At 70.3% G+C, this 26,626-nt stretch carries 23 protein-coding genes; 9 read left to right on the forward strand and 14 right to left on the reverse strand.

Annotated elements, in window-relative coordinates; translation table 11 throughout:
- Window positions 1–49 precede the first annotated feature (49 nt).
- Entirely contained in the window at window positions 50–1,474 is a 1,425-nt protein-coding gene (locus KNO15_RS13250; protein WP_241704205.1) for a PucR family transcriptional regulator, read from the forward strand.
- A gap of 155 nt (window positions 1,475–1,629) precedes the next feature.
- Here the strand turns inward: KNO15_RS13250 and KNO15_RS13255 are convergent, their stop codons facing one another.
- From KNO15_RS13255 to KNO15_RS13265, 3 genes are read right to left on the reverse strand one after another with little or no spacing between them, the layout of a single operon-like run.
- Window positions 1,630–2,610: an NAD-dependent epimerase/dehydratase family protein gene (locus tag KNO15_RS13255; protein ID WP_241704206.1), complete on the reverse strand. Its 981-nt coding sequence runs from the start codon at window positions 2,608–2,610 to the stop codon at window positions 1,630–1,632.
- The gene (locus tag KNO15_RS13260) at window positions 2,607–3,047 is read right to left on the reverse strand and encodes a MerR family transcriptional regulator (protein WP_241704207.1); all 441 of its coding nucleotides are present in this window, start codon (window positions 3,045–3,047) and stop codon (window positions 2,607–2,609) included. The genes KNO15_RS13255 and KNO15_RS13260 overlap by 4 nt, the downstream gene beginning before the upstream one ends.
- 44 nt (window positions 3,048–3,091) lie before the next feature.
- Window positions 3,092–4,075 carry a zinc-dependent alcohol dehydrogenase family protein gene (locus KNO15_RS13265; RefSeq protein ID WP_241704208.1) on the reverse strand — a complete coding sequence of 328 codons (984 nt, stop codon included), beginning with the start codon at window positions 4,073–4,075 and terminating at the stop codon, window positions 3,092–3,094.
- 88 nt (window positions 4,076–4,163) lie between these two features.
- Between KNO15_RS13265 and KNO15_RS13270 the strand changes: the two genes are divergently transcribed.
- Window positions 4,164–4,574, forward strand: coding sequence for a winged helix-turn-helix transcriptional regulator (locus tag KNO15_RS13270; RefSeq protein ID WP_241704209.1), 411 nt, complete (start codon window positions 4,164–4,166; stop codon window positions 4,572–4,574).
- 6 nt (window positions 4,575–4,580) lie between these two features.
- Here KNO15_RS13270 and KNO15_RS13275 read toward each other — a convergent pair whose 3' ends face one another.
- A complete protein-coding gene (locus KNO15_RS13275; RefSeq protein WP_241704210.1) occupies window positions 4,581–4,817 on the reverse strand; it encodes a hypothetical protein in 237 nt (78 codons plus the stop codon).
- An 80-nt stretch (window positions 4,818–4,897) separates the two neighbouring features.
- Window positions 4,898–5,509, reverse strand: coding sequence for a TetR/AcrR family transcriptional regulator (locus KNO15_RS13280; RefSeq protein ID WP_241704211.1), 612 nt, complete (start codon window positions 5,507–5,509; stop codon window positions 4,898–4,900).
- A gap of 169 nt (window positions 5,510–5,678) precedes the next feature.
- Here KNO15_RS13280 and KNO15_RS13285 point away from each other — a divergent pair, with 169 nt between their 5' ends.
- Together KNO15_RS13285 and KNO15_RS13290 are read left to right on the forward strand one after the other, a co-directional pair.
- On the forward strand, window positions 5,679–7,139 hold the full coding sequence (locus KNO15_RS13285) for an APC family permease (protein WP_241704212.1): 1,461 nt from the start codon (window positions 5,679–5,681) through the stop codon (window positions 7,137–7,139).
- Entirely contained in the window at window positions 7,136–8,278 is a 1,143-nt protein-coding gene (locus KNO15_RS13290) for a DmpA family aminopeptidase (RefSeq protein WP_241704213.1), read from the forward strand. The genes KNO15_RS13285 and KNO15_RS13290 overlap by 4 nt, the downstream gene beginning before the upstream one ends.
- Before the next feature lie 15 nt (window positions 8,279–8,293).
- Here the strand turns inward: KNO15_RS13290 and KNO15_RS13295 are convergent, their stop codons facing one another.
- Window positions 8,294–9,319 (reverse strand): LacI family DNA-binding transcriptional regulator, encoded by a 1,026-nt coding sequence (locus tag KNO15_RS13295; RefSeq protein WP_241704214.1) that lies wholly within the window; start codon window positions 9,317–9,319, stop codon window positions 8,294–8,296.
- Between the two features lie 208 nt (window positions 9,320–9,527).
- Here KNO15_RS13295 and KNO15_RS13300 point away from each other — a divergent pair, with 208 nt between their 5' ends.
- The 3 genes from KNO15_RS13300 to KNO15_RS13310 are packed head-to-tail and all read left to right on the forward strand — an operon-like array spanning window position 9,528 to window position 12,657.
- Entirely contained in the window at window positions 9,528–10,835 is a 1,308-nt protein-coding gene (locus tag KNO15_RS13300) for an ABC transporter substrate-binding protein (protein ID WP_241704215.1), read from the forward strand.
- A gap of 5 nt (window positions 10,836–10,840) precedes the next feature.
- Window positions 10,841–11,800 carry a carbohydrate ABC transporter permease gene (locus KNO15_RS13305; protein ID WP_241704216.1) on the forward strand — a complete coding sequence of 320 codons (960 nt, stop codon included), beginning with the start codon at window positions 10,841–10,843 and terminating at the stop codon, window positions 11,798–11,800.
- Entirely contained in the window at window positions 11,797–12,657 is an 861-nt protein-coding gene (locus tag KNO15_RS13310) for a carbohydrate ABC transporter permease (protein ID WP_241704217.1), read from the forward strand. The genes KNO15_RS13305 and KNO15_RS13310 overlap by 4 nt, the downstream gene beginning before the upstream one ends.
- A 75-nt stretch (window positions 12,658–12,732) precedes the next feature.
- On the opposite strand, the gene KNO15_RS13315 is transcribed toward KNO15_RS13310, so the two are convergent.
- The 7 genes from KNO15_RS13315 to KNO15_RS13345 form a co-directional block, all read right to left on the reverse strand.
- The gene (locus KNO15_RS13315; RefSeq protein ID WP_241704218.1) at window positions 12,733–14,691 is read right to left on the reverse strand and encodes a glycoside hydrolase family 127 protein; all 1,959 of its coding nucleotides are present in this window, start codon (window positions 14,689–14,691) and stop codon (window positions 12,733–12,735) included.
- Entirely contained in the window at window positions 14,688–16,442 is a 1,755-nt protein-coding gene (locus tag KNO15_RS13320) for an amylo-alpha-1,6-glucosidase (protein ID WP_241704219.1), read from the reverse strand. The genes KNO15_RS13315 and KNO15_RS13320 overlap by 4 nt, the downstream gene beginning before the upstream one ends.
- Window position 16,443: 1 nt before the next feature.
- Entirely contained in the window at window positions 16,444–17,262 is an 819-nt protein-coding gene (locus tag KNO15_RS13325) for a carbohydrate ABC transporter permease (RefSeq protein ID WP_241704220.1), read from the reverse strand.
- Window positions 17,259–18,239 (reverse strand): carbohydrate ABC transporter permease, encoded by a 981-nt coding sequence (locus tag KNO15_RS13330; RefSeq protein WP_241704221.1) that lies wholly within the window; start codon window positions 18,237–18,239, stop codon window positions 17,259–17,261. Before KNO15_RS13330 ends, KNO15_RS13325 begins: the two co-directional genes overlap by 4 nt.
- A 39-nt stretch (window positions 18,240–18,278) precedes the next feature.
- Window positions 18,279–19,529: a sugar ABC transporter substrate-binding protein gene (locus KNO15_RS13335; RefSeq protein ID WP_241704222.1), complete on the reverse strand. Its 1,251-nt coding sequence runs from the start codon at window positions 19,527–19,529 to the stop codon at window positions 18,279–18,281.
- Window positions 19,530–19,604: 75 nt separating this feature from the next.
- Window positions 19,605–20,612, reverse strand: a complete 1,008-nt coding sequence (locus KNO15_RS13340) for a LacI family DNA-binding transcriptional regulator (protein WP_241704223.1) — start codon at window positions 20,610–20,612, stop codon at window positions 19,605–19,607.
- A gap of 172 nt (window positions 20,613–20,784) precedes the next feature.
- The gene (locus tag KNO15_RS13345) at window positions 20,785–21,798 is read right to left on the reverse strand and encodes a LacI family DNA-binding transcriptional regulator (protein WP_241704224.1); all 1,014 of its coding nucleotides are present in this window, start codon (window positions 21,796–21,798) and stop codon (window positions 20,785–20,787) included.
- 240 nt (window positions 21,799–22,038) lie between these two features.
- Here KNO15_RS13345 and KNO15_RS13350 point away from each other — a divergent pair, with 240 nt between their 5' ends.
- Complete coding sequence (locus KNO15_RS13350) at window positions 22,039–25,398, forward strand: RICIN domain-containing protein (protein WP_241704225.1); 3,360 nt, start codon at window positions 22,039–22,041, stop codon at window positions 25,396–25,398.
- A 90-nt stretch (window positions 25,399–25,488) separates the two neighbouring features.
- Here KNO15_RS13350 and KNO15_RS13355 read toward each other — a convergent pair whose 3' ends face one another.
- Window positions 25,489–26,079, reverse strand: coding sequence for a TetR/AcrR family transcriptional regulator (locus KNO15_RS13355; protein ID WP_241704226.1), 591 nt, complete (start codon window positions 26,077–26,079; stop codon window positions 25,489–25,491).
- 81 nt (window positions 26,080–26,160) lie between these two features.
- On the opposite strand from KNO15_RS13355, the gene KNO15_RS13360 reads away from it, so the two are divergent.
- Window positions 26,161–26,601: a DUF6069 family protein gene (locus KNO15_RS13360; RefSeq protein ID WP_241704227.1), complete on the forward strand. Its 441-nt coding sequence runs from the start codon at window positions 26,161–26,163 to the stop codon at window positions 26,599–26,601.
- The last annotated feature ends 25 nt before the right edge of the window (window positions 26,602–26,626 follow it).

The raw sequence follows: 26,626 nt of genomic DNA on the forward strand, positions 1-26,626 counted from the left end.
CGAAAGTGTGAAGTTTGGCTTGGGATTCGACACTTCGTACAATCGTCCCGTGTCCCGCGATATCGCCTCCCTCGCCCGTTCGCTCGACGGTCGGCTGCTCGTCGGCGACGTCGACACGGGCACGCCGGTCGACGGCGTCGTGCGGCTGAGCGAGTTCTCGCTGGTCGGACGCGCCTCGTTCGCGACGCTCGTCGTGGCCTCCGCTCCCGAGATCGCGGCGGTGTTCGGCGGCGAGGACCCACGCGCCGCCGCCCTGCGCAGCGCGGTCGTGGTGACGCACAGCGACGACCCCGGCGCGCTCGCCCTGCTGGAGGAGGCGGGCATCACGGCCATCGTCGGCACCGCGGAGCCGGAGGAGGTCCTGCTCCCCGCGCTCACCGCGCTCCTGGCCGTCGACCAGGCCGCAGAGGACCGCGCCGTGACCAGCGCCATGAAGGTGCTGACGCTGGCGGCCCGGCGCGGCGGCGTCTCGGGTGTGGTCGCCGAGCTCGCGCACCGCATCGACGGCTGGGCGGTGCTGCTGGACCGGCACGGCCAGGTGATCACGACGGCGGGCGCCGGCGGCCTCCACGTGCAGGACGCGGTCGCGGTCGCGCTGGGCCGCCCGGTGCGCGTGCGTCACCGCTCCCTGCAGGTGCACGCCGTCGGGCCGGGCGAGGACCTGTCCGCCCAGCTCATCGTCAGTCCCCGCACCGAGTCGTCCAGCCGCGCGCGAGAGCTCGGCTCGCAGACCGCCGCCCTCCTCGATCTGGTGCTGCGCACCGACGACCCCACGCGCACCGAACGCCTCGGCCGCGGCGTGCTGATGGAGGTCCTCCTCGCGGGAGGCGAGCCGGCCGCCTCCCTGCTGCGCCGGTGGGGCGTGCACGAGACGACGCTGACGGCGTTCGCCCTCACCGCCCGCTCCGCGTCGGTCGACGTCGAGCGCCTCGTCTCGCTGTGGCTCAACGAGCTCGGCGCCGCGCACATCCTCACCCAGGCCCACGGCGTGGTGACCGGCTTCCTCCGCGACGACCACGTCGACGAGGTCGGCGCGCGTGTGGAGGCCTACTCGTCGGCACTGTTCCTGGGTTTCGGTGTGTCTGCGCCCACGGATGCCCTCGCGGCGAGCGCGGGCGAGGCCGCTCAGGCCCTGGAGGCGGCGCGCGCCGAGGGCCGTCGCGTCGTGCACTACAGCTCGATCCCGACGATCGCCTTCGTGCTCGACCGCCTGCCCGAGGCGGACAACCGCCGCCTCGCCCGCCTGCTCGACCCGCTCCGCGACCCGGCAGGCGCGCACGGCGACCTGCTCGAGACGCTGCGCGTGTTCCTGGCGGAGAACGGCGCCTGGGGCGCGGCTGCCGACCGGCTCGGCATCCACCGGCAGACCCTGGCGACCCGCGTGCAGCGCATCGAAGGCCTCCTCGGCCTGTCCTTCGCCGACGCGGACGACCGGACGGCCGCCTGGCTCGCGCTGCGAGCCGTGCGAGTCTAGGCCCCCGGCCCCCGGCCCGCACCAGACGTGCGGAATCGCGGGTTTCGGACCTCCGCAACCCGCGATTACTCACGTCTCGGCGGTGCGAGGGCGAGTCGCCGGCCGTTGCCGCCAGGCGCGACTCGCCCTCGTCTCTGATTGTGAGGATACCTCAATTAGCTGGAGGTGGCAGCAAGCATCCCCAGGTCGCGGAGGCTCACGGCCGTCTCGACGATCGTCTCCCGCGCCGGCCGTGGCCGCTGCCCGAGCTCCGCCTTCGCCCGCTCGTTGTGGATGACGAGCGCAGCGGGCTCCTCCCCCGGCAGCTCCGCGGTAGGCACCAGACGCGCCAGGTCGCCGAGCTCCGCCCGGAGCACGTTCGCGACGTCGAGGAACGTCATCGTCGGCCCGTCCGCGAGCACCAGGTAGCGCTTTCCCGCGGCGCCCGGCGTGGCCATGGCCGCGCGGTGAGCGGCGGCGACATCGCGCACGTCCGCGATGCCGAACCGCTGCCGAGGGACCGCGGCCAGGTGGCCGTCGAGCATGCCGGTGAACAGCGCGAGCGACGAGCGTGCAGAGGCGGTGAGGGTCGGCCCGGCTATCCAGGTCGGGTTGACGACGACCAGCTCCGTGTCGCCGCCCTCCCGCTCGACGAAGTCCCACGCGGCGCGCTCGGCGACCGTCTTCGACAGCGGGTAGGCCGGCAGCCCCGGCGTGGCCGGGTCGGTCCAGTCGGACTCGTCGTAGTCGCGCACGGGCTTCGGCGAGTACCCCACGGCCGCGAACGACGAGGTGAGCACCACCCGCCGCGCTCCGGCGTCGCGGGCGGCGCGGAGCGCCCGCAGCGCCCCGTCGCGCGCCGGCACGACGACCTCGTCGGGGTCGTCCGCCTGGATCATCGGCGAGGCGACATGGTAGACGTCCTCGATGCCCGCCATCGCAGCGGGCCAGCCGTCGTCGTCGGTCAGCGATGCCGCAGCGAACGTCAGCCCGGCATCATCCGCGCCGCCGCGCCGCACGGCCTCCCGCACCTCGTCGGCCCGGTCGAGGCTCCGCACCGTCGTGCGCACCTCGACGCCGGACGCGAGCAGGTCGGCGATCAGCCGGGTGCCGAGATAGCCGGTGCCACCGGTGACGAGAACCGTCGCGCCGCTCATCGCAGCACCGCCTCGAGACGAGGGAGGACGGCCTCCAGCTCGACGTGCGCCTCCGCCTCCGCAGCGGCGTCGGCACGGTCGCGGGCGTCCCACAGCGCCGCCTTCGCCCGGAGGTAGTCGAGGTGGGTGCGCAGCGTGACGATCTGCTCCTCGACGCGGTCGGCGTGTCGCAGCAGGATGTCCCGCTGCTCGGCCGCCTTCTCGTGGCCGTCACGCCTGTTGGCGAGGTACGTGCGCATGTCATCGATGCCGACGCCCATCGCACGCAGGCACGAGAGCACCTGCGCCGCGTCGAGGTCGTCGTCGCTGTACCTCCTGTGCCCGCTGCTCTCGTCGCGGGCGATCGGCCCGAGCAGGCCGACCTCCTCGTAGTACCGCAGCGTCGGCTCGCTGAGCCCGCTCTGCCGGGACATGTCCTGGATACTGAACCTGGTCATGCCTCCATCAGAACAGACCTCAAGCGCTTGAGGTCAAGCGGCGTTCAGATCGTCACGACGATCTTTCCGCCGGAGTGCCGCCGGGACTCGAGGAGCCGGTAGGCGTCCACGACGTGATCGAGATCGAAGACGCGCTCGACGACCGGTCGCAGGCCGCCCGCGGCCACTCCTTCCTCCAAGAAGGAGGCCATCCGCGCGACGACGTCCGGGTCGCCGAGGTGGTCGAAACCGCGGTAGCCGACGATCCGCACCCGATCGTCCGCCGGAGCCGGAGTCGGACGCGGATCGAGGAAGCCGGCCTCCACCAGCAGGCCACCCGTCCGGGCGGCCGCGAGGAGCTCCCGTTGACCCGGGCCGCGGACCAGGTCGAGCACCACGTCCGCTCCTGTCTGCGCGGTGTGCGAGCGAACGGCCTCCGCGAGGTCGTCCCTGCCCGCCACGACGACCGCGTCGGCGCCGGCGGCGCGCAATGCGTCGGTCTTCGCGGGATCACGGGTGATCGCGATCGGGCGCGCCCCCACCCGAGCCGCGACCTGAACAGCCGCCCTGCCGACGCTGCCCGAGGCGCCGGTCACCAGCACCGAATCGCCCTCCCGCAGGTCGGCGACCGCGACGAGAACCCCGTACGCGGTCGAGAAGCCGACCCAGACCGCCGCGGCCTCTGCCACCTCCAGTCCGGCAGGGCGCCGGACGAGCGAACTGCTCGGCAGGTTGGTGTACTCGGCGGCGACGCCGCGGACGTCGGAGTCGGGTACGGCGGTCACGATCACCGGATCCCCGACCGACAACGTGCCGACGCCCGGCCCGAGAGCATCGACGACACCGGTCGCCTCGACGCCGGTCCGCGCGTTCGGCAGCCGCACCGGAACCGGCAGCGCTCCCGTTCGCAGCATCGTATCGAGCGGGTTGAGGGCGAAGGCCTCGATCCGCACCCGGACCTCCCCCGCCGACGGCGCGAGCGGTCCTTCCTCGACCACGTGCAGCACCTCCGGACCTCCCAGCTCGTCGAACACCACGACTTTGGACATTGCGACCTCCTGCCGAACCCGACCCCGGTGGTCGGGGTTCGCAGTTCACGTTACGGAGCACCTCGTTACCGCGAGGTACCGTGGCCTGGTGCAGAATTCGGCTTCGTCGTTCCTCGCGGACTGCCCGACCCGCCTGGCCGTCGAGATCCTCGCAGACAAGTGGTCAGCGCTCGTCCTCTTCGCCCTCGGGTCCCGGCCGCTCCGGCACGGTGAGCTCGTCGACCGCATCGGCGGCGTCTCCCGCAAGGTGCTCACCGAGACCCTCCGGAGGCTGCAGGGGTACGGGCTGCTCGATCGCGTCGAAGGGCCGTCGCGGCGGATCGACTACCGGCTCACCGACCTCGGCCGCACTCTCATCGCCCCGATCGAGACGCTCAACACCTGGGCGCACGAGCACGCCGCGGCGATCGAATCGTTCGTCTCAGGAGCCGAAGACGCCGATGAGGAAGCTGCGCGACCCGCCGAGGGGCACGCAGTGGCCCCGAAAACCGCCGGATAGGGGCGCTTACCTGCCCTTCGCGGTCGCGCCGCGGAACGGCGTGAGCCTGCGCGCCGCCGCCCGCATCACGTAGGCGATCGCGGCGGAGCGCACCGGGTCGGCGTCGAAGTCGACGGAGTCGAGGTCGGATCCCGCGCACGGTTCGCCGTTGCCGAGGAAGTGGATGGGCAGCTTTCCGCCGGCCGCGACCGGCCGATCCTGCCCGCAGTATGCGCACGACATGAGAATGAAAGGCGCCGTCATCCTCCGAATCTAGGAGCCGGGGGTTTCGGTGCGATTTCGGGCTGGCGACGAGTCGACGACGATCCGGCGCCGGCACCGGATCAGGCCGCCGGCCCCGGCCATCCCGTCGCCGCTCCGGCATACCCGAGGATCAGTTCTTGGCAGCGTTCGACCGGCGTCGAGCGGTTGCCGCTGATGATGTGGAGGCCGTAGGAGTCCTCCAGCGCGACCAGGTTCTGCGCGATATCGAGAGCTGGAGCGGTGAGCGTGAAGTGGCCCTGCGCTGCTCCCAGCTGCAGCACCGAGAAGTACAGGGCGACCTGACGGTCGAACAGCGCCTGCGTCAGCAGCGAGTGGGCGGGGTCCTCGCGCGCCCGCGAGTAGAGGTCGATCTCGTACATCGCGACCACGACAGCATCGTCGGCGTTCTCGGGGAGCCCCGACCGGACCATCCGCACGAGCTGATCCCGGGCGTCCGACTCCTCGGTGACCGCGGCCATCCGCTTGGCGAAGAACCGCTCGCACGCCCAGGTGTGCACGTCGTAGATGAGCCGGTCGATGTCGGTGAAGTGGTAGTGCACCGTGCCGGTGGAGACGCCGGCGCGGCGCGCGACGTCTTGGATGCGCATGTTGATGATGCCGCGGTCACGGATGACCTCCATCGCCGCGTCGACCAGCTGCGACTGCCGTTCGTGGGGTGCCGCCTTCGCCATGAGCACACTCTACTCGACGCGCGTTCGGACAACTTGTTCTGACTGGCGAGTCAGTTCGTGCGAACTGCGCCTTTAATCGCTTGACTCTCTGCACCGATGCTGATTGACTCACCAGTCAAATCGGTTGGGTTCATCGACGAGCCCATCCCTCCGCAGAAGGAGGCAAGGAATGAGTGACGAGTTCGCCGCAGACCTCGGCGCGGCAGCGCAGGTCGCCGGTGCCAAGTCTCGGCCCGTCGACGGCGAGGCCGTCAAATACGCCCAGGATCTCTCCCGTTCGCTGACGTTCCGCGAGAACGTCCTCATCACGCTGTCGGCGGTGACGCCCGCCTCGAGCGTGTTCATCATCATGCCGTCGGTCATCAACGGCATCGGCGGCGCCTCCGCCATCGCCTTCGGAGTCGCGGCGATCGTCGGCGTGCTCGTCGCCTTCTGCTATGCCGAGCTGTCGAGTGCGTTCCCGATCACCGGGGGCGAGTACGCCTTCGTCGCCCGGGTGCTCGGCAAACCTGCGGGATTCGCGCTGTTCGGGCTCACCCTCGTCGGAGGCATCCTGATCCTCGGCGTCATCGCGTCCGGGGCCGGCACCTACCTCGGCGTGCTCTCGAGCAGCCTGAACGCGAACTGGGTCGGCATCGTCGTGATCGTCGCCACGGCGATCATCGCCTGTTTCGGCATCAAGGCCAACGCGTGGGTCACCGGGGCCTTCCTGCTCATCGAGGTCGCCGCGCTCGTCGTGCTCGCGCTGCTCGGGTTCGTCAACGTCACCCAGCCGGTGTCGGTGCTGTGGGAAGCCACGACCTCCGGACCCGGCGGTGTGCTCGTCGGCGCGTCGGCCGGGCTCGTCGTCTCGTTCACGGCGACGGCCCTGTTCGCCTACAACGGCTACGGCACCGCGGTCTACTACGCCGAGGAGACCAAGCAGGCCCGCTCGACGATCGGGCGGGCGATCCTCTGGTCGCTCGCGATCACGGTCGCCGCCGAGTTCATCCCGCTCGTCGCCGTGCTGCTCGGCACACCCAGCATGCAGAAGCTGGTGGGCGCCGCCGACCCGATGACCTATTTCATGGAGGCGCGCGGCGGCACGGTGCTCAACACCATCGTCAGCCTGGGCATCGCGATCGCGATCATCAACGCGGTGCTGGCGATCATGCTGCAGATGGGGCGGCTGCTCTACTCGTCGGCGCGCGACCGCACCTGGCCCGACTGGCTGGGCCGCCCACTGGCCCACGTGCATCCGCGCTTCCACACGCCGATCGCGGCGACCCTCGTGGTCGGTGCCATCGGGGCGCTCTGCCTCTGGCTCGTCCCGTTCGACGTGCTGCTGATCATCACCGGTGGCAACCTCCTCGTCACCTACCTGCTGGTCGGCGTCGCGGCCTTCGTGGGGCGGCTCAACCGCACGTCGTCCCGCGCCGAGTACCGGATGCCGCTGTGGCCTGTCGTGCCGATCGTGATGGTCCTCGCCACGATCGTGATCATCTACGAGAACATCGTGGCGGACTGGGTGCCGGTCGCCGTCACCGGGGCGCTCTTCGCCATCGGCTTCCCGTACTACTTCCTCTATCTCCGGCCGCGGTCGCACGACCGCTGGACCCTGCCCAACCCTGCCGACGAGGAGGAGCAGTGAACGACCTCACCCGCACGACGCCGGCCGCACCCCGAGCCCGCGACCTCGGCATCCCCTTCGACGGCGAGCCCGGCCGGTGGAACGCCATCACCGACGTGCCCGGCGTGGAGGTCGGGTTCACCACCATCGTGGAGGACACCCCGGCCGTCGCCCGCACCGGCGTGACCGCCATCCTCCCCCGCGGGCGGCACGCCGCCGGCGTTCCGTGCGCGGCCGGCATCTCGGTGCTCAACGGCAACGGCGAGCTCACGGGCCGGTCCTGGATCGAGGAGGCCGGCCAGTTCCAGACCCCGATCGCGATCACGAACTCCCACGCGGTCGGGGCCGTGCACCGCGGTGTGGACGTGTGGCTGGCGCAGAACGACCCGGTCACCGCGGCGCAGTGGATGCTGCCCGTCGTCGGCGAGACCTGGGACGGCTACCTGAACGAGATCAACGCCGACACCGTCCGCCCCGAGCACGCCATCGCGGCCCTCGACGCGGCGACCACCGGACCGGTCGCCGAGGGCGGCGTGGGCGGAGGCACCGGCATGAACTGCTACGGCTTCACGGGCGGCACGGGAACCGCGTCGCGCATGGTCCGCTCCGGATCGAACGCGTGGACGGTCGGCGTGCTCCTCCAGGCGAACTTCGGGTCGCGGGCCGAGCTCCGCGTCGCCGGGCGCCCGCTCGGCCCGCGCTCGAAGGCGCCCAACCCGATGGAGACGACCGACTGGTTCGAGCGCGACACCGGCACCGCTGCGCGCGCGACGGCGGGCGCGGGCAGCGTCATCGTCGTCGTCGCCACCGACGCCCCGCTGCTGCCGGGGCAGTGCGAGGCACTCGCGCGGCGGGTCCCGCTCGGACTCGCGCGCACCGGCACGACGGGCAGCCACTTCTCCGGCGACATCTTCCTCGCGTTCTCGACCGCGAACAGGGGAGGTCTCAGCTCGCGGATGACCGGCGGCGACATCGCCGTCGAGCACCTCGAGCACGTCGCGTGGGGCAGCATCGACCCGTTCTTCGCCGCGGTCGTCGAGGCCACAGAAGAAGCGGTGCTCAACGCGCTCGTCGCCGCGCGCGACACCGTCGGCCGCGACGGGCACGCCAGCTACGCCCTCCCGCATGAGGAGGTCAGGCAGGCATTCGCGAGCGCGTGAGGTCGGCGGCTCCTCTCAACCGGCGACCCGCCGCGTCGACGCCCGCACCACCAGGCTCGTGGACAGATCGACGCGCGGCAGCTCCGCAGGCGCGGGGTCGGCCGCGGCATCGGCGGAGAGGAGCAGCCGCACGGCCGCCTCGCCCATCTCGGTGATCGGCTGGCGCACCGTCGTCAGCGGGGGTGAGCCCCAGCTCGCCTCCGGAACGTCGTCGAACCCGACGACGCTCAGATCCTCCGGCACCCGCAGCCCCGCCGCTCTCGCCGCGTCGTAGACGCCCATCGCCATCAGATCGGAGCAGGCGAACACCGCCGTCGGCCGGTCGGGCCCTGCGAGCACGGGGGCGATGGCGGCCGCCGCGCTCCCGCGGTCCCAGTCGCCGTGCACGATCACCGGCGGCCGGCCGCCCTGAACCTCCAGTGCCGACCGGAAGCCGTCGATCCTGGCCCGGCTGTAGAGGTGCGCGCGGTCGCCGCCGACCACGGCGAAGCGCTCGTGCCCGAGCCCGAGGAGGTGCTCGGCCGCGGTGCGGCCGCCGTCCCAGTTGGTCACACCCACGCGCATCGCCGGCGCGCTCGGCTCGCTCATCGGGGTGACCAGTACGACCGGGATGCGGGCGGCCTCCAGCGCCGCGAAGTGGGCCGGAGCCGGGTCGACCAAGACGACGATCGCGCCGTGCGACGGTCGGCGCAGCAGGCGGGACACCCAGTTGCCGTCGTCGCGGGCGACCGTGATGACGACGTCGACGTTCGCCGCGGTCGCCGCACTCTCGACGCCGGTGAGGACGCCGTTGGCCCACGTTCCGTGCACGTGGTTGACGACCAGGTCGATCATCGCGGGAGCGTCGGACTCCCCGGCGGTCGCCCGCGCCGCACGCGCATAGCCGACGGCACGCACGGCCTCCATGACCCGGTCGCGGGTCGCTGGCGAGACGTCGGTGCCGCCGCGGAGCACCTTCGACACGGTCGGGATGCTCGTGCCCGCCCGCTCCGCGACATCGGAGAGGGTCGGCCGCTCGCGTCTGACACCCTCGCCACTCATGCCCGCAGCCTATCCGGGCCACCGTCGTTGCGCAAACTTTCGTAGCCACTGCGTCTTGCGCCCATCCACGATTGCTGAAAACATGGCCGACAACCTCGAACCGACGGCACAGAGTTGCGCAAATGATCGAGTTCGAGGACCCACCTCTCCCAGGTGTTCGACGAAGAAAGCCGCCGGCAAGGTCCGGCCGATGGAGGAGAAGACACGCATGACGAACGGATTGCTTTCGGGAAGCGTCTCCCGCCGAGGACTGCTCGCCGGCACCGGCGGACTCGCCGTCCTCGCCGCGCTGGCGGCGTGCAGCTCGCCGGGAGGCGCGGCGTCGTCCACCGTCAAGTTCTGGAACATGCCGTGGGGAGGGACGGCCTTCTCACCGCTGGACAAGAAGATCGCCCTCGCCTACAAGCCCGCAGACGGGCTCCCGGCGGCCGGCTACCAGGCGGTGCAGTGGTCCAACTTCACGACGACGTTCGCCTCGGCGATCGCCTCCAACACCGGGCCGGCCGTCAGCAGCGGCAGCGGGACGCAGGCGTTCCAGTTCGCCGAGAAGAACTACATCGCGTACGCGGACTCGCTTCTCGACTCCTGGAAGGGCAACGGGATGCTGGACGACTTCCTTCCGGGGGTCCTCGACACGATGAAGACGAGCAAGGGCTACGTCGCCGTCCCGTACAACCTCGACATGCGGGCGCTCTGGTACCGCAGATCCCTCCTCCAGAAGGCGGGCGTCGAGGCGCCCACCGACTGGCAGTCGTATCTCGACGTCAGCGCTGCGCTCAAGAAGATCGGCGTGTTCGGATTCGGCATCGCGTCCGGGGCGCAGGGCAACGGCTTCCAGTCGCTGGTCGGCCTCCTCATCAACAACGGCGGTGGCCTGTTCAACGCCGAGCAGAAGCCCGACTGCGTGACGCCCGCCAACATCGAGGCGCTCGAGTTCGTCGTCGAGCTCGTCCGCAAGGGCTACATGGACCCGGGCAGCGTCAGCTACTCGACGACCAACGCGCAGACGCAGTGGAAGGCCGGCACGTTCGGCATGGGCTTCGAGGGACCCGGCCTCGCCCAGGTGCTCGGCGGTCCGCTCGTGCAGGACATGGCCGTGACCGACCCGCTCACAGGAGCGCGCGGCGGCAAGGGGGCGCTGTACTTCCCGAACAACATCATGATGTACAAGCACACCCCGAGCCAGAAGGGCTCGGAGGCGTTCCTGACCTACTACTACAAGAACATGGCGCCGCTCTGGACGCAGAACACCGGCATCGGCCTCCCGGTTCTGAAGTCGATCGCGCAGACGAAGGAGTTCCGGTCCGACGCGAACGCCGTGGCGATGATCGAGAAGTGGCAGCCGATCTGCAAGACCTGGGCCGCGCCGGGAGGCGACGCGCTGTTCGCCGACGTGACCCTCGTGGACAGCACGCCCGCGATGACGACCTGGGCGCAGAGCATCCTCTCGCTCAAGGCCACGCCGAAGGAGGCTCTGCAGACCCTGCAGAAGACGCTGACCTCCCAGCAGAAGTGACGACGATGGCCACACCGACAACGCTGGACTCCGTCCGCCGCGCGCGCCGCGGCGTCGCCGTCGCGGGTCCGGGACGCCCCGGAGCCCGCAGGCCCGGGCGCCCGAACTCGGCCGTCCTGACCCTCGTGCTGTTCGCGACGCCCGCGATCCTGCTGCTCCTGCTGCTCAACCTCTACCCCCTGCTCTACGCCGGCCAGCAATCGCTGCGCAACGGCGACCTGGTCGACGCCGGCACGTTCGTCGGCCTGCAGAACTACGCGACCGTGCTGACCTCGCCGCAGTTCTGGCACGCCGCCTGGTTCACGGTCGTCTTCACCGTGGTCGGCGTGTTCGGGAGCTGGGCGATCGGCCTCGGGCTGGCGCTCCTCCTCCGCACCCGGGTGCCGGCGAACGGCCTCCTGAAGGTGCTGCTGCTCCTGCCGTGGGTCGTGCCGATCGTGGTGTCGTCCACCGCGTGGAACTGGCTGGTCGCGACCCCGCAGAGCCCGCTCCCGGTGCTGGCCAAGGCACTGGGCTTCGGCGACGTGCTCTTCCTCGCCGACCCGCTGCTCGCCCAGGTGACGGTCTGCCTCTTCAAGGTCTGGGTCAGCTTCCCGTTCATGATGATGATGATGTCCTCGGCGCTCGCGTCGGTCGACGCGAACGTCTACGAGGCGTCGCGGGTGGACGGCGCCTCCGGCTGGAAGACCTTCCGGTTCATCACGCTCCCGATGATCTCGCGGTCGACCTACATCAGCTGGATCCTGATGACGATCTTCTGCGTCAACGACTTCCCGACGATCTTCCTGCTCACGGGAGGAGGCCCCGTCGACTCGACACAGACACTCGTCGTCCTCGCCTACACGACGGTGTTCCAGAACTTCCAGACCGGTCCAGGCGTGGCCATCGCCTTCCTGATGACGATCGTGCTCGTCATCGTGAGCGTCACCCTCTACCGGCAGATCCGAAAGGCGGCCATCGAATGACGACTCTCGCCCGGCAGACCACACCGACGGTGGCGCGGCGACCGCGCCAGACGGACGACCGCGGCCGCTGGTGGCGCTTCTCGCTGCTCGCCGTGATCACGGCCATCGTTCTCGTCCCGCTCGCGGCTGTCGTACTGCTCTCGCTGCAACCGGCTCTCGGCAGCGCCCAGACCGGCGCGACGATCGAGAACTACCTCACCGTGATCGCCTCCACCGACCTCGGCGTCTGGGTGACGAACAGCCTGATCGTCACTCTCGCGACCGTCGTGGTCTCCGTCCTGATCGCCGCACCGGCGGGCTACGTGCTGTCCCGGGGTCGCGGGAGGCTGGTGGGCGGCTTCTCGCTGACGCTGTTCGTGATCCAGTCGCTGCCGGTGATCACCGCGATCATCCCGCTGTTCATCCTGTTCGCCGGGCTCGGTCTGGTCGACTCCCTCGGCGGCATCGTGATCCTCTATGTCGGCGGAAGCATGTCCGTGGCCATCTGGATGATGGCGGCGTACTTCGACTCGATCCCGATCAGCCTCGAGGAGGCCGCCTGGATGGACGGCTGCTCGGTATTCGGCAGCTTCTGGCGGGTGGTGCTGCGCAACTCGCTCCCCGGAGTGCTGTCGACCGCGATCTTCGCGTTCCTCCTGGCGTGGAACGACTACCTGGTCGCCGTCATCTTCCTGCGATCCGACCAGAACTACACGCTCCCGATCGGGCTGCAGACGTTCTTCCAGCAGAACCAGACCGACTGGGGTCCGGTGATGAGCGTCGCGGTCGTCATGATGATCCCGCCGATCGTCGTGTTCGCGGTGCTCAACCGCTACTTCAGCGTCGGCGGCATCGGAGGCTCGCTGGCGGGGCGGTGAGCGGCCCGCTCCGATCCCTGCGGATGGGGCCCGGCTGCCGGCACCGATGACGTCGGCCGGCAGCCGGGCGGTCTCTCAGGCGCGCGGTAGCCAGACGCGCATCAGGCTCGGCCCGCGGTTCGCCCACGCGAAGTACGGATGCAGCTCCGCCTCGAACCGGGTGGTCGAGGCGTGCCCGGGCTGGTCCGCGTGCCCGGGCTCCGCCGCCGCATACGGCCACTGCGTCCCGGCGTCATCGGGCGCGCCGCCGGTCACCATCGTCGCGATCGCGCCGTCGGCCGTCGACCGCAGCCGCGCCGCGGGGTCGATGCGCAGCTCTTCGAAGACGGCCTCGGGCGGGAGGTCCACCGACTCCAGGCAGAGCACGAACGGACCGCGCTCGATCGCGACGGTTCCGCGCACGGCGTCGATGCGGGGCGAGGGGAGGACCAGCCGGGGCCGCAGATCGAGGGTCAGCGCGACCACGTCGCCGGCGGCGAACTCCCGGTCGACCGTCAGGTAGGCACCGTCGACGGGCACCTCCTCCCCGTTGACGGAGGCCGTCGCCGAGCCGCGCGCCCACTCCGGGATGCGCAGCTGGAGCCGGAAGCGCCCGGCCTCCCGCACGGTGAGCTCGGCCCCGCCCTCGAACGGGTAGCCCGTGCGCAGGCTGAAGGCGACCGGAGTCCCGTCGGCGGTGCGCGTGTCGACGTCGAGGTCGGCGTACTGATGCACCTGCACGGACGCGTCGCCCACCGTCACGAAGTACCCCGCCAGGCTCGCCAGCGTGCGCGCGACGTTGGTCGGGCAGCACGAGACCTCGAACCAGGGAGCACGCAGGCTCGCCTCGGCACGCTCGCTCAGCTCGTCGTCGGAGGGTTCGCTGCCGTGCTCGCGCTGGTGCAGCGTGTTGGCGTAGTAGAAGGCCCGCCCGTCCTCCCGCGGCGAGACCGCGAACGCGTTGAACAGCGTGCGCTCGATGAGGTCGGCGTACCGTGCCTCGCCGGTCTGCAGCAGCAGCCGCCACCCGAGCATCACGGACGCGATGCTCGCGCAGGTCTCCGAGTAGGCGCGGTCGGGCGGCAGCTCGAAGTCGGAGCCGAACTCCTCGTTCTGGTGGTGCGACCCCATGCCGCCGGTGATGTAGGTGCGCCGGGCGACGGTGTTCGCCCACTGGGTCTTCACCGCCTCGAGCAGCTCGTCGTCGCCGGTCTCGACAGCGACGTCCGCCGCTCCGGCCGCGAGGTAGAGCGCCCGCACGGCGTGGCCGCGGAGCACCTCGGCATCGCGCACCGGCACATCGTCGAGGAAGTACTCCGAGCCCTGGAAGAGCGTCGTCGCCAGCTGCCGCCGGCCGCGCCGTTCCACGAAGATGCGCGCAAGCTCCAGATACCGCGGTTCCCCCGTCGCCCGCGAGAACTCGGCGAGCGCGACCTCGATCTCGGGATGGCCGCACACCGCATCCCGGCCCGCCGGCCCGAACTCCGACCAGACGTGGTCGGCCAGGGCGCGGGCGACCTCCACGAGACGGTCGTCGTGCCCGGTGCGCAGCCGTGCGGTGGCCGCCTGGAGGAGGTGGCCGAACGAGTACAGCTCGTGTCCCCACTCCAGGTCGCTGTAGCGGGGGCGCTGGCCCGGCCGGCCGAAGCTCGTGTGCAGGTAGCCGTCCGGCTCCTGGGCGGCGGCCACGCGCTCGGCGAGCGCGTCGTAGCGGGCCGCGAGGTCGTCCGAGTGCTCGCGTCCGAGCTCCCAGGCCATGGCCTCGAGCAGCTTGTAGACCTCCGAGTCGACGAACTCGATGCCGTGGTGCCGTTGCGCGACGGTTCCGGCCGCGGCGGCGTCGAAGTTGGCGATCCAGCCGATGCGCTCCATCCACGTCTGGCAGTGCGCGATGGTCGTGCGCGCGTTGAGCTCCTGCCGTTCACCCCAGAAGCCGCCGCGGATGCGCACCTGGTCGAGCGGGAGCGGGCGCAGCACCGAGGTGGAGGGCGCGACGGGGCCGCCGGCGATCGTCGCCGCGGCCGCCGGACGCGCCGGGTCGGTCGTGCTCGTCATGCGGGTATGTCTTCCTTCTCGCTGCCGGCGCCGGCGGAGCCCGCGCGCTCGGCGGCGTCGTGCCGGAGAGCCAGGTACACGCTCGCCGTCCAGGTGTAGGCGCGATCGCGCAATCCCCGCCCGGTGACCGCGTCGAAGTTCTCGGCGAACCCGGAGGCCTCGCACGCGCGGCGGAAGCCGTCGGCCACCCGGTCGGCGAGCGACGCCTGACCTGCGCGACGCAGCCCGTCCTCGATGAGCGCGGTGGAGGGCGCCCAGATCGGGCCGCGCCAGTAGCCGTCGCTCTCGTAGAGCGGTGAGGCGACCGGCTCCGTGGCCGGTCCCCAGTCGGTGAGGTGCTCCTCGATGGTCACCGCGAGCCGGTCCGCGATTCCCGGTGGCAGGTCGGCGCCCAGCACGATGGGCAGGCAGTTCAGGAGGCTCGATGCGGCGCTGGACGCGCGCGACTCCACCGCGCGCGCGATGAAGGCGTCGCCCGTCCAGAGTTCGTCGAACAGCGCGCGGGCGAGCTCGCCGCGTGCGCGCCCCCACTCGCGCGGCGACTCGCCGACGCGGTTCGCCAATGAGGAGAGCTCGTCGAGCTGCAGGAGCAGGAACGCCGCGAGATCGGGCGATTCGATCACGCGCGACGCGTCGAAGGTCGTGGAGTTGTCCCAACCGCTGTCGTTGCCGTGCTGGTAGTAGGGCAGAGCGTGTCCCGGCGCGCGGCGGAAGTCGAGCCAGAACCGCGTCCAGGAGGCCAGGGCCCCGTACACCGCCGCGAGCTCGCTCGCGCTGAGTGGACGTGCAGCGCGGGCCTCGATCCTCCGGAACGCCCAGCCGTGGATGGGCGGCTTGACGAAGTTGTAGAGGATCTCCGAGTGCGTGAGCGAGTCCGGCAGTGCGCCGCCGGCCTCCTGATGGTCGAACGGCAGGAGGAACTGGTCGAGAGCTGCGTCGACATCGGCCGGGGCCAGGGCGATGGCGTTGAAGCAGTGGTCCCAGCTCCACACCTTGTCCATCCAGTGCTTCGACATGAGGATCGCCTCGCGGCCGAGGAACCCGGCCGGCCGAACCGTCGCCGACCAGAGCACGTAGGCGGCCTTGACCGCGGCATCGCTGCCGCCGCTTCTGCTGGCGTCGGGCACGAGCGCCGCGGCGTAGGCGCCGAACGCGTCGGCCGCACGGCGGGCCACCTCGTCGAACGACGCATCGGACCGGTACGCCGGGCGTCCGGTCTCGAACTCCTCGACGGCGACCTCCCACGGCTCGTCCGCCGCGAGCACGACGGCGCGCTCGGCGTCGCCCAGCACGCCGTCGCCCACGACCTCGGCGTGCCCGCGCAGCACCGTGAACCGGTAGCGCCGCCCCGTCTCGTAGCTCGTGAGCACGATTCCGCCGTCGAGCGGATCGGTGAAGAGGAAGCTCCCGGTGAAGGGAGTGAGTCGCGCACCCGTCGCGTACCGCATCCCCAGGCCGTCGCCCGAGAACCGGATCGCGGACGTGCCGTCGAAGGCGGCGCGCACGGTGCCGTCGCCGGCGATCCAGGTCAGGACGGCGGGCGTCGCCTCGACGCGGGCGGCGACAGCGCCGCCTGCACGCTCGGGGCTCAGGCGCAGCACGGGATGCATCCCGGTCTGGTGGGAGACGAGGTGCAGGTCGTCGGCGCGCTCGTGCAGGCCGATCACGCGGGAGAGGTCGAACCAGGCGCCGCGATGCGAGAACGGGATCTCGTCGATGTCGAACGAGAACCCGGAGGGAATCGTCGTCATGTCAGTCCTTCACCGCCCCTGCGGTCACGCCGGCGGCGACGTACTTCTGCGCCAGGACCAGCAGCACCGCGGTCGGGATCGACGCGACGACCGCGGTCGCCATGATCGCGTTCCACTCCTGGTTGTTGTTGCCGATGTATTTGTAGATGCCGAGGGTGATCGTCTGGAGGCTGCCGCCGGCGTTCAGCGTCGACGAGAAGATGAAGTCCGACCACGCCCAGAGGAACGCGAACAGCGACACCGTGACGATCGAGTTGCGGCTCACCGGCAGCACGATCGAGCGGAAGGTGCGCCACGATCCCGCGCCGTCGATCTTCGCGGCGCTCATGAGCTCGTCGGGGATGCCCGACATGAACGCCGTGAAGATGAGCACGCCGAACGGCACGGCGATCGTCGAGTCCGCGATGATCAGACCGGGGATCGTGTTCAGGATGCCCAGGTTGATGTAGATCGCGTAGAACCCCATCGCCATGATGATCCCGGGGATCATCTGTGCGATGAGCAGCACGAAGTTGAGCACGCCGCGACCGCGCGGGCGCAGCTTGGCCAGCGAGTACGCCGCCGGCGCCGACAGCGCCACCGTGAGCACGACGGTGCCGAGCCCCACGATCAGGCTGGTGACGAGGTACGGGATCTGCTGGCTGATGACGGCCTGGTAGCCCTCGAACGTCGGGTGGATCGGGAACCAGTCCGGCGGGTTCTTGCGCATCTGCGATGTCGGCGTGAGCGAGACGTTCACCATCCAGTAGACCGGGAAGAGCATCACCGCCGTCAGCACGACGCCGAGAGCCGTCTTCCACCACGGTCGCTTGCCGTTCATGCGTTGTCCTGCTTCCGCTGCACCTGGATGTAGATGAGACCGAAGACCAGCGCGAGGACGATCAGCAGATTGCCGACCGCCGCCGCGGGGCTGAGGTCGGGGAGGGTCGAGCCGAAGCCCAGCTGATACGACCAGATCGAGAAGGTGGTCGACGAGTCGCCCGGGCCGCCGCGGGTCATGATCCAGATGATGTCGAACACCTTCAGCGTGTAGACGAGCCCCAGCAGGATCGTGATCGCCGACACCGGGCGCAGCAGCGGGAAGGTGATCCGCCAGAACTTCTGCCAGGCGTTGGCGCCGTCGAGGGAGGCCGCCTCGTACAGGTCGACCGAGATGTTCTGCAACCCGGAGTAGAGGATGACCAGGTTGAACGGGATGCCGATCCAGATGTTCGCGATGATCACGCTGACCAGCGCCCACGTCGGCGAGGTGAGCCAGTTGACCGGCGGGATGCCGAACGTGTGGAGGACGGAGTTGATGACGCCGGAGTCGCTGTTCATCATCCACGACCACGTCGACGCCGAGACGATCAGCGGCAGCAGCCACGGCACGAGGAACAGTGCGCGCAAGGTGCCGGAGAGTCGGAAGTTCTGATGGAAGAAGACCGCCAGGAGCAGCCCGAACGTGAACTGGAAGACGATCGAGACCACGGTGAAGAGCGCCGTGTGCACGAACGCGGGCACGAACGTCGGGTCCTGGAAGACCTTGACGTAGTTGTCGAAGCCCACGAACGGAGCGCCGCCCTGGACGAACGAGCGGACGGTGTAGTCCTTCACGCTCAGCTCGACGTTGCGGTAGAGCGGATACGCGTAGAAGACGACCAGATAGATCACGACCGGGGCGAGGAACGCCCACGCCGCCCACTGGGTGGAGCGCGGCCTCCTGAGCCGTCCGGTGCGGACCGGTGAGGCGTCTCGCGACGCCCCACCGGTCCGGCTCGGCCCAGACCGCGGAGCCGCTGTCTGCGTTGTTGTCATCGGTTTTACCTTTGTCGCTGGTGGTGCGGGTGGTGCCGACTACTTGGTGGCTGCAGCCGCGGCCGTCTGCGCGGCCTTGAGCGCGTCGGCCGGCGACTGCGAGCCGCTCAAGGCGTTCTGCACGGCTCCCCAGAGCTCCTTCGAGATCTTCGGGTAGTTCGTGCCGAGGTTGTCGCTGGTGCGGCCCTTCGCCGCGGCGACGGCGTCGACCCAGGGCTTGAGCTCCGGGTTCGCCTGAACCTGCTGCTGCTGCGCGGCCTCGGTGGGGGCGATGTAGGAGAGCGTGGTGTCGGTCTTGACGAAGGCGTCGGTGCTGGTGAGGCACTCGGCGATCTTCTTCGAGGTGGCATACCGGGCGGTGTCCTTCTGCACCGGGAGGGTCATGAACTCGCCGCCGGTCGGCGCGGGGGCCGAGCCGCCGTCGATGCCCGGGATGGTGAGGATGCCGTAGTCGATGCCGGCCTTCTTCACGTTTCCGAGCTGCCAGGTGCCGTTCTCGCCGAAGGCGAAGTCGCCGGTCGCGAACTCCTGCCACGAGGTGGTCTGGGTGTTGTTGATCACCGAGTTGGGCGCGTAGCCCTTCTTCACCCAGTCGGTCCAGAGGCTGAGCGCCTGCTGGGCCTTGGAGGAGTCGAGGTGCTTGAGGTCGGCGCCGGACCCCCAGAACCAGGGGAGGAACTGGAAGCTGCCCTCTTCGGTGCCGATGGCCGAGAAGGTGATGCCCTTCTTGCCGGCCGCGGTCACCTTGGCGAGCGCGTCGGTGAGGCTGCTCCAGTCCTTGACCGTGGCGATGTCCACGCCGGCTGCGCTGAGCACAGCCTTGTTGTAGTACAGCGCCAGCGTGTTCGCGCCGATGGGTACGCCGTAGGTTTTCCCGTCCAGCTGGCCCGCCGCCAGGATGTTCTTCTGGATATCGGAGGTCGAGAGCTTGTTCTCGGCCGTGCTGGTCAGGATGCCGGCATCGGCCAGGGTCGACACCACGGGGTTGTCGACGAGCAGCAGGTCGGGCGACGTGCCCTGCTGGCCGGCGAGGAGGGCCTTGCTGGTCAGGTCGCTGGTGTCGTACCCGGTGCGCTTGATGGTGACTCCGGCCTTGGTGCCGCACTCCTCGACCAGCTTGGTCCAGTCGGCGGTGGCGTCGAACTGGGGGTACGGGTCCCAGAACGTGTAGGTGCCTCCGGCACTGCTGCTCGAGCCGGAGCCCGAGCCGGAGCAGGCGGTGACGCCGCCGATGACGGCGGCGGCGAGCACGGCGGCCCCGATGAGGCGCGTGCGCTTGTGTGCGATCACAGTATTCCTCCTTGAATGTGCTGACTGTGTCTTCGTGTCCGGGAAGTGCTTCGCTGCGTTCGAGATGGGGGTGGGTTATCGGGTGCTTCCGCGGAGTGTGAGTTCCGGTGCGACGAATCGGGTGACCGGCGCCCCTGCGAGCTCCGGGTCGGCGATCCGCTGCACCAGCTGCCGGACCGCTTGCTGGCCCAGCTGATCGGGCGAGCTCTCGACCGCCGTGTAGGGCAGCGAGAAGGCTCGACCGAAGTCTTTGGAGTAGAGGCTGACGACCGACAGGTCGGTCGGCACGCGCGTGCCGCGGGCGGCGAGCACCGAGGGCAGCGCCGCGATGGTGGCGTCGTTGTGCACGATGAGGGCGGTCGCGGTGGGGCGGGCGTCGAGGATGGCGTTGATGCTCTGGCCGATCGCCGGCTGCTTGCTCTCGCCGTAGTAGGGGTGCATCTGCAGGCCGTAGCGCGCCGCGCGCTCCAGCGCCGCGTCGCGGAACCGCCAGCCGTACGCGCCTCCGCGCTCGAAGACGTGCTTCGGCGGCGACACCACGACGATCTCCCGATGGCCGAGCCCGTACAGGTGGTCGACCAGCAGACGGGCCGACTCGCCGAAGTCGAGGTCGAAGACGTCGAGGCCCTCGGTGTGCTTCGGGAGGCCGACCAGCGCGCCCGGCTGCTGCGCGGCGCGCAGTGTGTCCAGCCGCGGGTCCTCGTGGATGACGTCGAGCAGCACGACGCCGTCGACCATGCCGGCGCTGGTCACCCGGCGCAGAGCTGCAGTGGCGTCGACCTCCGTGACCAGCAGGATGTCGTAGCCGAGCTCACGGGCCGTGTCGGAGACCGGCAGCACGTACTGGAGCATCGCCGGCGCGAACTCGTCCTGGTGGAACTGGGTCAGCAGCCCGATCACCATCGTCTGCGACGTGGCCAGCGCGCGGGCGCCCGCGTTCGCCGTGAAGCCGAGCTCGGCGATCGCCTCGTCGATCCGCTCCCGCGTCGACGGCGAGATGGTGCGCTTGCCCGAGATCGCGTAGGAGACGGTGCTGGGCGAGACGCCCGCGTGACGGGCCACGTCCGAGATGGTGACGGCCACTCTGCCTCCTTCGTCGTCGAATTGCATGCGGGACCGGCGGTCGAAAACGTCGAACCGGTTCGATGAATATATGACCGTTCGGACTCGCGCGCAAGTCGAAGCGGTTCGCTGCGTGTCGAATGCCACCGAGATCCGCGGAAAGTCGCGGAGAACGCCCGGCGAGCCGACGGGGCTACAGCGCCCGCGTGCTGCCCCGATCGGAGAATCCGGGCTCGATCAGGCGCACGATCGGTGCTCCCGCGGCCTCCGGGTCGGTGATGCGGCGCACGAGCTGCGTCACCGCGAGCTCGCCGAGCCGGTCGGGCAGCGACTCGACAGCGGTGTAGGGCAGCGAGAACGACTGCCCGAACTCCTGCGAGAACACGCCGACGACCGAGAGATCCTGCGGAACGCGGATGCCGCGCTCGTCGAGGTAGCGCGGCAGGGCGGCGATGGTGGCGTCGTTGTGCACGATGAGAGCGGTCGCACCGGGATGGTCGCTCAGCGCCCGGTCGAGGGCGTGCTCGATGCCGGGGTGACGCGAGTCGCCCGCGACGACCGTCAGCCGCAGGCCGTAACGCGCGGCGCGCTCGAAGGCGGCGTCCCGGAACCTCCAGACGTACGACCCGCCCCGGTCGGCGACGTGATCGGGCGGCGTGATCAGGATCAGCTCGCGGTGCCCGCGCTCCGACAGATGGTCGACGATCATCCGCGCAGCTTCGCCGAAATCCAGGTCGTACGAGTCGAATCCCGCGGAATCACGGGCATAGCCGATGAGTACGGCCGGCTGCCGTGCTTCGCGCAGCGGCGCCAGCCTGCTGTCGTCGTAGGTGACGTCGAGCAGCACGACTCCGTCGACCATGTGCGAGGCGGTCGTGCGCCGGATGGCTCCGGCCAGGTCGGTGTCGGTCACCATCAGCAGGTCGTAGCCGTGCGCCCGCGCCGTGGTGGAGACGGGGAGGACGTACTGCAGCATCGCCGGGGCGAACTCGTCCTCCTGGAACTGCAGGTACAGCCCCAGGACGCTCGTGTGCGCCGTGGCCAGAGCGCGCGCCCCCGCATTGGGCGTGAAGCCCAGTTCGACGATGGCCGCCTCGATGCGCTCCCGGGTCTCCGCCGAGATCGCACGCTTGCCCGACAGGACGTACGAGACAGTGCTGCGCGAGACGCCGGCCGCCCGGGCGACGTCGCCGATCGTGGCGGCCATGCCTGCTCCTCCCCTGCGCGGATCAGCCGATTGTTTCACGTCCGGCTCCCGCCTGCCGTCAACGACCTCCGCCGACCGGTGTCGAATCGGTTCGCCGTCAATTGCTTGACGCGGGGAGCGCAGCGGGTCTAATTTGCAGCTGAGATCAATCGAACCGGTTCGATTGATCGCGACCTCGCAGACGACCGCATGCACGACGCCGTGTCTGCACCACCACTGATTGAGCAACGGAGAACAATCATGTCTGATACTCGCTCGGGCCGGTCTTCCGCACCGGTCCGCGATGGGGACGCCGGCCCTCGCCGGCAGCGGAGGACGGCACTGCGCCGGATCACCGCGGCGGTCGCCGGCACCGCGCTGGTCGCCGCAGGCGGCACGCTCGCCGCGCTTCCCGCGAGCGCCGCCCCCACAGCGGCCAACACCCTCACCGTCCAGGCCGACCAGCCGTTCCGCCCGGTGAGCCACGTGGCCACCGGCTCCCTCTACGGCCTGGCCAACTCGACCACGCCGTCCGACAGTCTCGTGCAGGCGCTCAAGCCGAGCGAGTTCGTCATGAAGCCGATCGGCGGCAAGCAGCAGCCCACCGGCGACATCGGCCAGACCTGGCAGAAGGCCGATGCGGCCGGCGCCAAGGTCGTCGACCGGCTCTCCGACTACTACGCGGGCTGGCCCTACCAGTTCAGCTGGAGCACCTGGGACCAGGTCGTCACCGACCAGGTCTCGCAGGTCAAGGCCTCCGGGATGACCAACCTGGCCGCGTACGCCCCCTGGAACGAGTCGGACAACACCTGGCTCGCCGCCAACGGCACGTTCGAGGACTTCTGGACGCACACCTACCGGCTCATCCGCAGCCTGGACGCGACGACGCCGATCCAAGGCCCGAGCCTCTCCGACAACATCGGCGACATGCAGAACTTCCTCACCAACGCCGTCGCCACGAACACCGTCCCCGACATCCTCGCCTGGCACGAGCTGGAGACGTCGTCGAAGATCGCCGGTGACGTGGCGAAGGTGGAGGCCATGGAGGACTCCCTGGGCATCCAGCGCCGCCCGATCGACATCGAGGAGTACGCGGCGCCGGCCGAGGTCGGTATCCCCGGCTCCCTCGTCGGCTACATCGCCAAGTTCGAGCGTCTCGGCATCCACACGGCGGAGCTCGCGTTCTGGAACCAGTCGGGCGCGCTGGGCGACCTCCTCACCGGACAGGGCGGCAACCCCAACGGGGCGTACTGGCTCTACGCGTGGTACGCGGGCATGAGCGGTGACATGGTCACCACCACCCCTCCCGGCAACAACAACTTCGACGCGGCGGCCTCGGTGACCTCCGACAAGAAGGAGGTCGACGTCATCACCGGCGGCGCCTCCGGCACGGCGGGCATCCGGGTCGCCGGGCTCGACAAGCTCGCGCTCGGCTCGAAGGTGAACGTCAAGCTCGAGTTCACACCCTCCTACGGCCGCACGGTAGCGGTGGCCGCACCGACGACGATCTCGACCTCCACCTACGCGGTGGGCGCCGACGGATCGATCACGGTGCCGGTCGTGATGAACCCGGCGTACGGGTACCACATCGTGGTCACCCCGGCAGCCGACACCACCGATCTCTCCGGCACCTACACGATCAGCAACGTGAACAGCGGGCTCGCGCTCGACACCCAGGCCTCCGGAACAGCCGCCGGCACCGCCGCCGTGCAGAATGCCCCGGTTACGGGAGGCAGCGCCACGCAGACCTGGCGGCTGGTCGCCGCGGGCTCTGGCCTCTACAAGGTGGTGAACCCGGCGACCGGCCTGGTACTCGGAATCCAGGGAGGCGCGACCGCGACGGGCACACCCGCCGTCGTGTGGGGTGATGACGGCGCCGACGACCACCTCTGGCAGATCGTGCCTGACGGCAAGGGCGACTACCGGTTCGCGAACTACGGCACCGGTCTGGTGCTCGCGGTCGCCGGGATGAGCAAGGCCTCGGGAGCCGGCGTCGCCCAGTGGACCGACGGCTCGGTCACCTCGGGCTGCACGGCAACCGGCCCACGTCAGCCGGGGAGGATCGGCTCGGCGCTCTCGTTCTGCAACAGCACGGCCTACGCCACGCTCCCGACCGGTACGGTCAGCGGGCTCACCGGTGACTACACGGTGTCCGCGTGGGTGAACCCCGCCGGCAACGCCTCGTGGCAGCGCCTGTTCGACATCGGGTCCGGCAGCAACGCCAGCATGTTCCTCACCCTCAACGACGGCACCGAGCTGCGCTACGCGATCACCACGAGCGGAGCCGGCGGCGAGCAGCGCCTCAACAGCAGCACCAAGACGCTGCCGCTGAACCAGTGGTCGCTGGTGACCGTCACGGTCGCCGGAACCACCGGGACGCTGTACGTGAACGGCCAGGTCGTCGCGACGAACACCGCGATGACGGTGCACCCGTCGGCGTTCGGCCAGAGCACGAAGAACTACCTCGGCAAGTCCCAGTACGGCGGCGACCCCGCGCTGAACGCCACGGTCGACGACTTCAACATCTACAGCCGGGCGCTGAGCGCGGCAGAAGTGGCCGCCCTCGCCTCCGGGCAGGCCGGCGCGGGCGACGTCGTGCACTACGCGTTCGACGAGGCCGGAGGTGCGACGCTGGTCGACTCCTCGGGCAGCGGCCGCAACGGCACGGTGGTCGCGGGCTCGTCGGCGACGACGAACACGTCGGCGACCGACGCGCAGACCGCCGACCACTTCTGGACGCTGCACGCGGTCGGCGCGCCGGCCGCGCCCACGGGTGCGACCGCGAGCGCGACCGCATCGGCTGTCACGGTCTCGTGGACCGCGCCGGCCGACGACGGCGGCACCCCCATCACCGGTTACCGGGTCTACCGGGCCGGAGTGAAGGACCCGGTCGCCACCGTCGGAGCCGACGCGACCTCCGCGTCGATCACCGGGGTCTGGCCGGGCGACACCGCGGCGTTCGGCGTCACGGCCGTCAACGCGGCGGGCGAGAGCACGGAGTCGGGCCTCACCGATCCGGTCACCGTTCCGGACGGCGCGACCGCCAAGCCCGGTCAGGCTGCGCTCTCGAACGACAACGGCTGGGACACCGGGCTGCAGGACGGCTCGTACAACGTGGTCATGAACCTGTGGTGGGGCGAGGAGGGATCGATCTACCGGCTCTACGAGAACGGGACCCTGATCGCGACCACCAAGCTCGGGTTCGGCGGAGTCGGCGCGCAGAACGTCTCCATCCCGGTGACGGGGAAGACCAACGGCACCTACGTCTACACGGGCGAGCTGGTGAACAGCAGGGGCACCACCGCCACGACGAGCACGACCGTGAAGGTGACCCAGGCGAACCCGGGCACGCCGGTGCTCAGCAATGACGACTGGAACGGCGGCGGCACCTACACCGTCACGGCGGACATGTGGTGGGGCACGAACGCGACCTCCTACACGTTCTACGAGAACGGCGTCGCCGTGGGCCAGGGCGACCTGACCGCGAACACGCCGAGTGCGCAGTCGGCCACGCTGAAGGTCGAGGGCAAGGAGAAGGGGACGTACACCTACCGCGTCGACTTCACCAACGCCGCCGGCACCACGAGCAGCAAGACCATGACGATCACCGTCACCAAGTAGCGCTGCAGAACAGGAGCGGGGCCGGCGGCGACGCCGGCCCCGCTCGGTGTCGCGACCGGTGGGGCGGCAGGGCACCCCCGCCGGACCGCCTCACTTCGCGCCGAGGGCCGGGAGCAGTACGTAGTCGACCAGTTCGGCCACCGCCTCGGCATCGAGAGACCGCCGGCGCAGGGTCACGCTGCCGAAGGCCGCGGTCGGGACGATGCCCGCGATCAGCTCGACCCGCGCGTCCTCCGGGACGACGCCGCGCGCGATCCAGCGCCCGATCACCTCGACGAGGGCGGTCACGGGCGGGCGGCCGATCGCGGTGTAGGCCGCCCGGAACAGCTCGGGGTCGTTGCGCAGCTCGCCGAGGATGCTGGCCAGCACCTGCGCCGCACGCTCGTCGCCGCCCGCATAGTGCATCGCGCACTGGATGAGGTCCTGGCGCAGCGAGCCGGTGTCGGGCGTCTCGACGGGTTCGTTGAGGGCCAGCACCGCGGCGACGACCAGCTCGATCTTGCCCGGCCAGCGCCGGTAGACGGCCGACTTTCCCGTGCCGGCGGCCCGCGCGACCGACTCGATGGTGGTGCCGGCGTAGCCGCTCGTCACGAGCTGCTCCTGCACCGCGGTCAGGATCCGGTCGTCGACCGCGGGGTCGCGCGGACGCCCGGCGGCTCGCGGCGAGGGGTCGGCATCCATAGGGGCATTGTATATTCCGGGACTCAGCGGTACCGTTATTCAATAACGGGACCGATCGGTCCCGAAATTGGAGGAGACATCGTGTCGACTGCAACGCGCACGGCCACCCACTCCGGCGTCGGCCGCATCACCCTCATCCTGATCGGCGCCAGCATCGTGGCGGTCGCGCTCAACGCACTGATCGCGACGGCGGCCACAGCCTCGGGCGCACCCGCGCAGTACGGGCCGCTGCTGCCGCCCGCCTACGCGAGCATGACCATCGTCGGAGTCGTCATCGGCTGGTTCGGATGGAGGGCGGTCCGCGCCCGCGCACGGAACCCCCGGCGCACCCTCGCGGTGCTCGTGCCGGTGGTCGGCGTGCTCTCGTTCGTCCCGGACGTCGTCCTCTTGGTGACCGGCTTCGTCCCCGGCACCACCGGGGCGGCGGTGCTCGCCCTGATGACGATGCACGTCGCGACGATCGCGGTCGCGGTCCCGTCCTACGTGCTCGCCTCACGGCCGCAGCGGACCGCGACGGCCTGACGGGCGCACGCGTCGCCGTCGTCTT

Origin of the sequence: Leifsonia shinshuensis, assembly GCF_022606355.1 — a bacterium.
Lineage (GTDB): Bacteria > Actinomycetota > Actinomycetes > Actinomycetales > Microbacteriaceae > Leifsonia > Leifsonia shinshuensis_B.

Excerpts from the sequence above, each read along its gene's own strand:
- KNO15_RS13330 (WP_241704221.1), bottom strand. The coding sequence starts at position 18,239 with ATGACAACAACGCAGACAGCGGCTCCGCGGTCTGGGCCGAGCCGGACC.
- KNO15_RS13320 (WP_241704219.1), bottom strand. The coding sequence starts at position 16,442 with ATGACGACGATTCCCTCCGGGTTCTCGTTCGACATCGACGAGATCCCG.
- KNO15_RS13255 (WP_241704206.1), bottom strand. The coding sequence starts at position 2,610 with ATGAGCGGCGCGACGGTTCTCGTCACCGGTGGCACCGGCTATCTCGGC.
- KNO15_RS13265 (WP_241704208.1), bottom strand. The coding sequence starts at position 4,075 with ATGTCCAAAGTCGTGGTGTTCGACGAGCTGGGAGGTCCGGAGGTGCTG.
- KNO15_RS13295 (WP_241704214.1), bottom strand. The coding sequence starts at position 9,319 with ATGAGTGGCGAGGGTGTCAGACGCGAGCGGCCGACCCTCTCCGATGTC.
- KNO15_RS13345 (WP_241704224.1), bottom strand. The coding sequence starts at position 21,798 with ATGGCCGCCACGATCGGCGACGTCGCCCGGGCGGCCGGCGTCTCGCGC.
- KNO15_RS13325 (WP_241704220.1), bottom strand. The coding sequence starts at position 17,262 with ATGAACGGCAAGCGACCGTGGTGGAAGACGGCTCTCGGCGTCGTGCTG.
- KNO15_RS13305 (WP_241704216.1), top strand. The coding sequence starts at position 10,841 with ATGGCCACACCGACAACGCTGGACTCCGTCCGCCGCGCGCGCCGCGGC.
- KNO15_RS13300 (WP_241704215.1), top strand. The coding sequence starts at position 9,528 with ATGACGAACGGATTGCTTTCGGGAAGCGTCTCCCGCCGAGGACTGCTC.
- KNO15_RS13315 (WP_241704218.1), bottom strand. The coding sequence starts at position 14,691 with ATGACGAGCACGACCGACCCGGCGCGTCCGGCGGCCGCGGCGACGATC.
- KNO15_RS13260 (WP_241704207.1), bottom strand. The coding sequence starts at position 3,047 with ATGACCAGGTTCAGTATCCAGGACATGTCCCGGCAGAGCGGGCTCAGC.
- KNO15_RS13280 (WP_241704211.1), bottom strand. The coding sequence starts at position 5,509 with ATGGCGAAGGCGGCACCCCACGAACGGCAGTCGCAGCTGGTCGACGCG.
- KNO15_RS13350 (WP_241704225.1), top strand. The coding sequence starts at position 22,039 with ATGTCTGATACTCGCTCGGGCCGGTCTTCCGCACCGGTCCGCGATGGG.
- KNO15_RS13285 (WP_241704212.1), top strand. The coding sequence starts at position 5,679 with ATGAGTGACGAGTTCGCCGCAGACCTCGGCGCGGCAGCGCAGGTCGCC.
- KNO15_RS13275 (WP_241704210.1), bottom strand. The coding sequence starts at position 4,817 with ATGACGGCGCCTTTCATTCTCATGTCGTGCGCATACTGCGGGCAGGAT.
- KNO15_RS13310 (WP_241704217.1), top strand. The coding sequence starts at position 11,797 with ATGACGACTCTCGCCCGGCAGACCACACCGACGGTGGCGCGGCGACCG.
- KNO15_RS13355 (WP_241704226.1), bottom strand. The coding sequence starts at position 26,079 with ATGGATGCCGACCCCTCGCCGCGAGCCGCCGGGCGTCCGCGCGACCCC.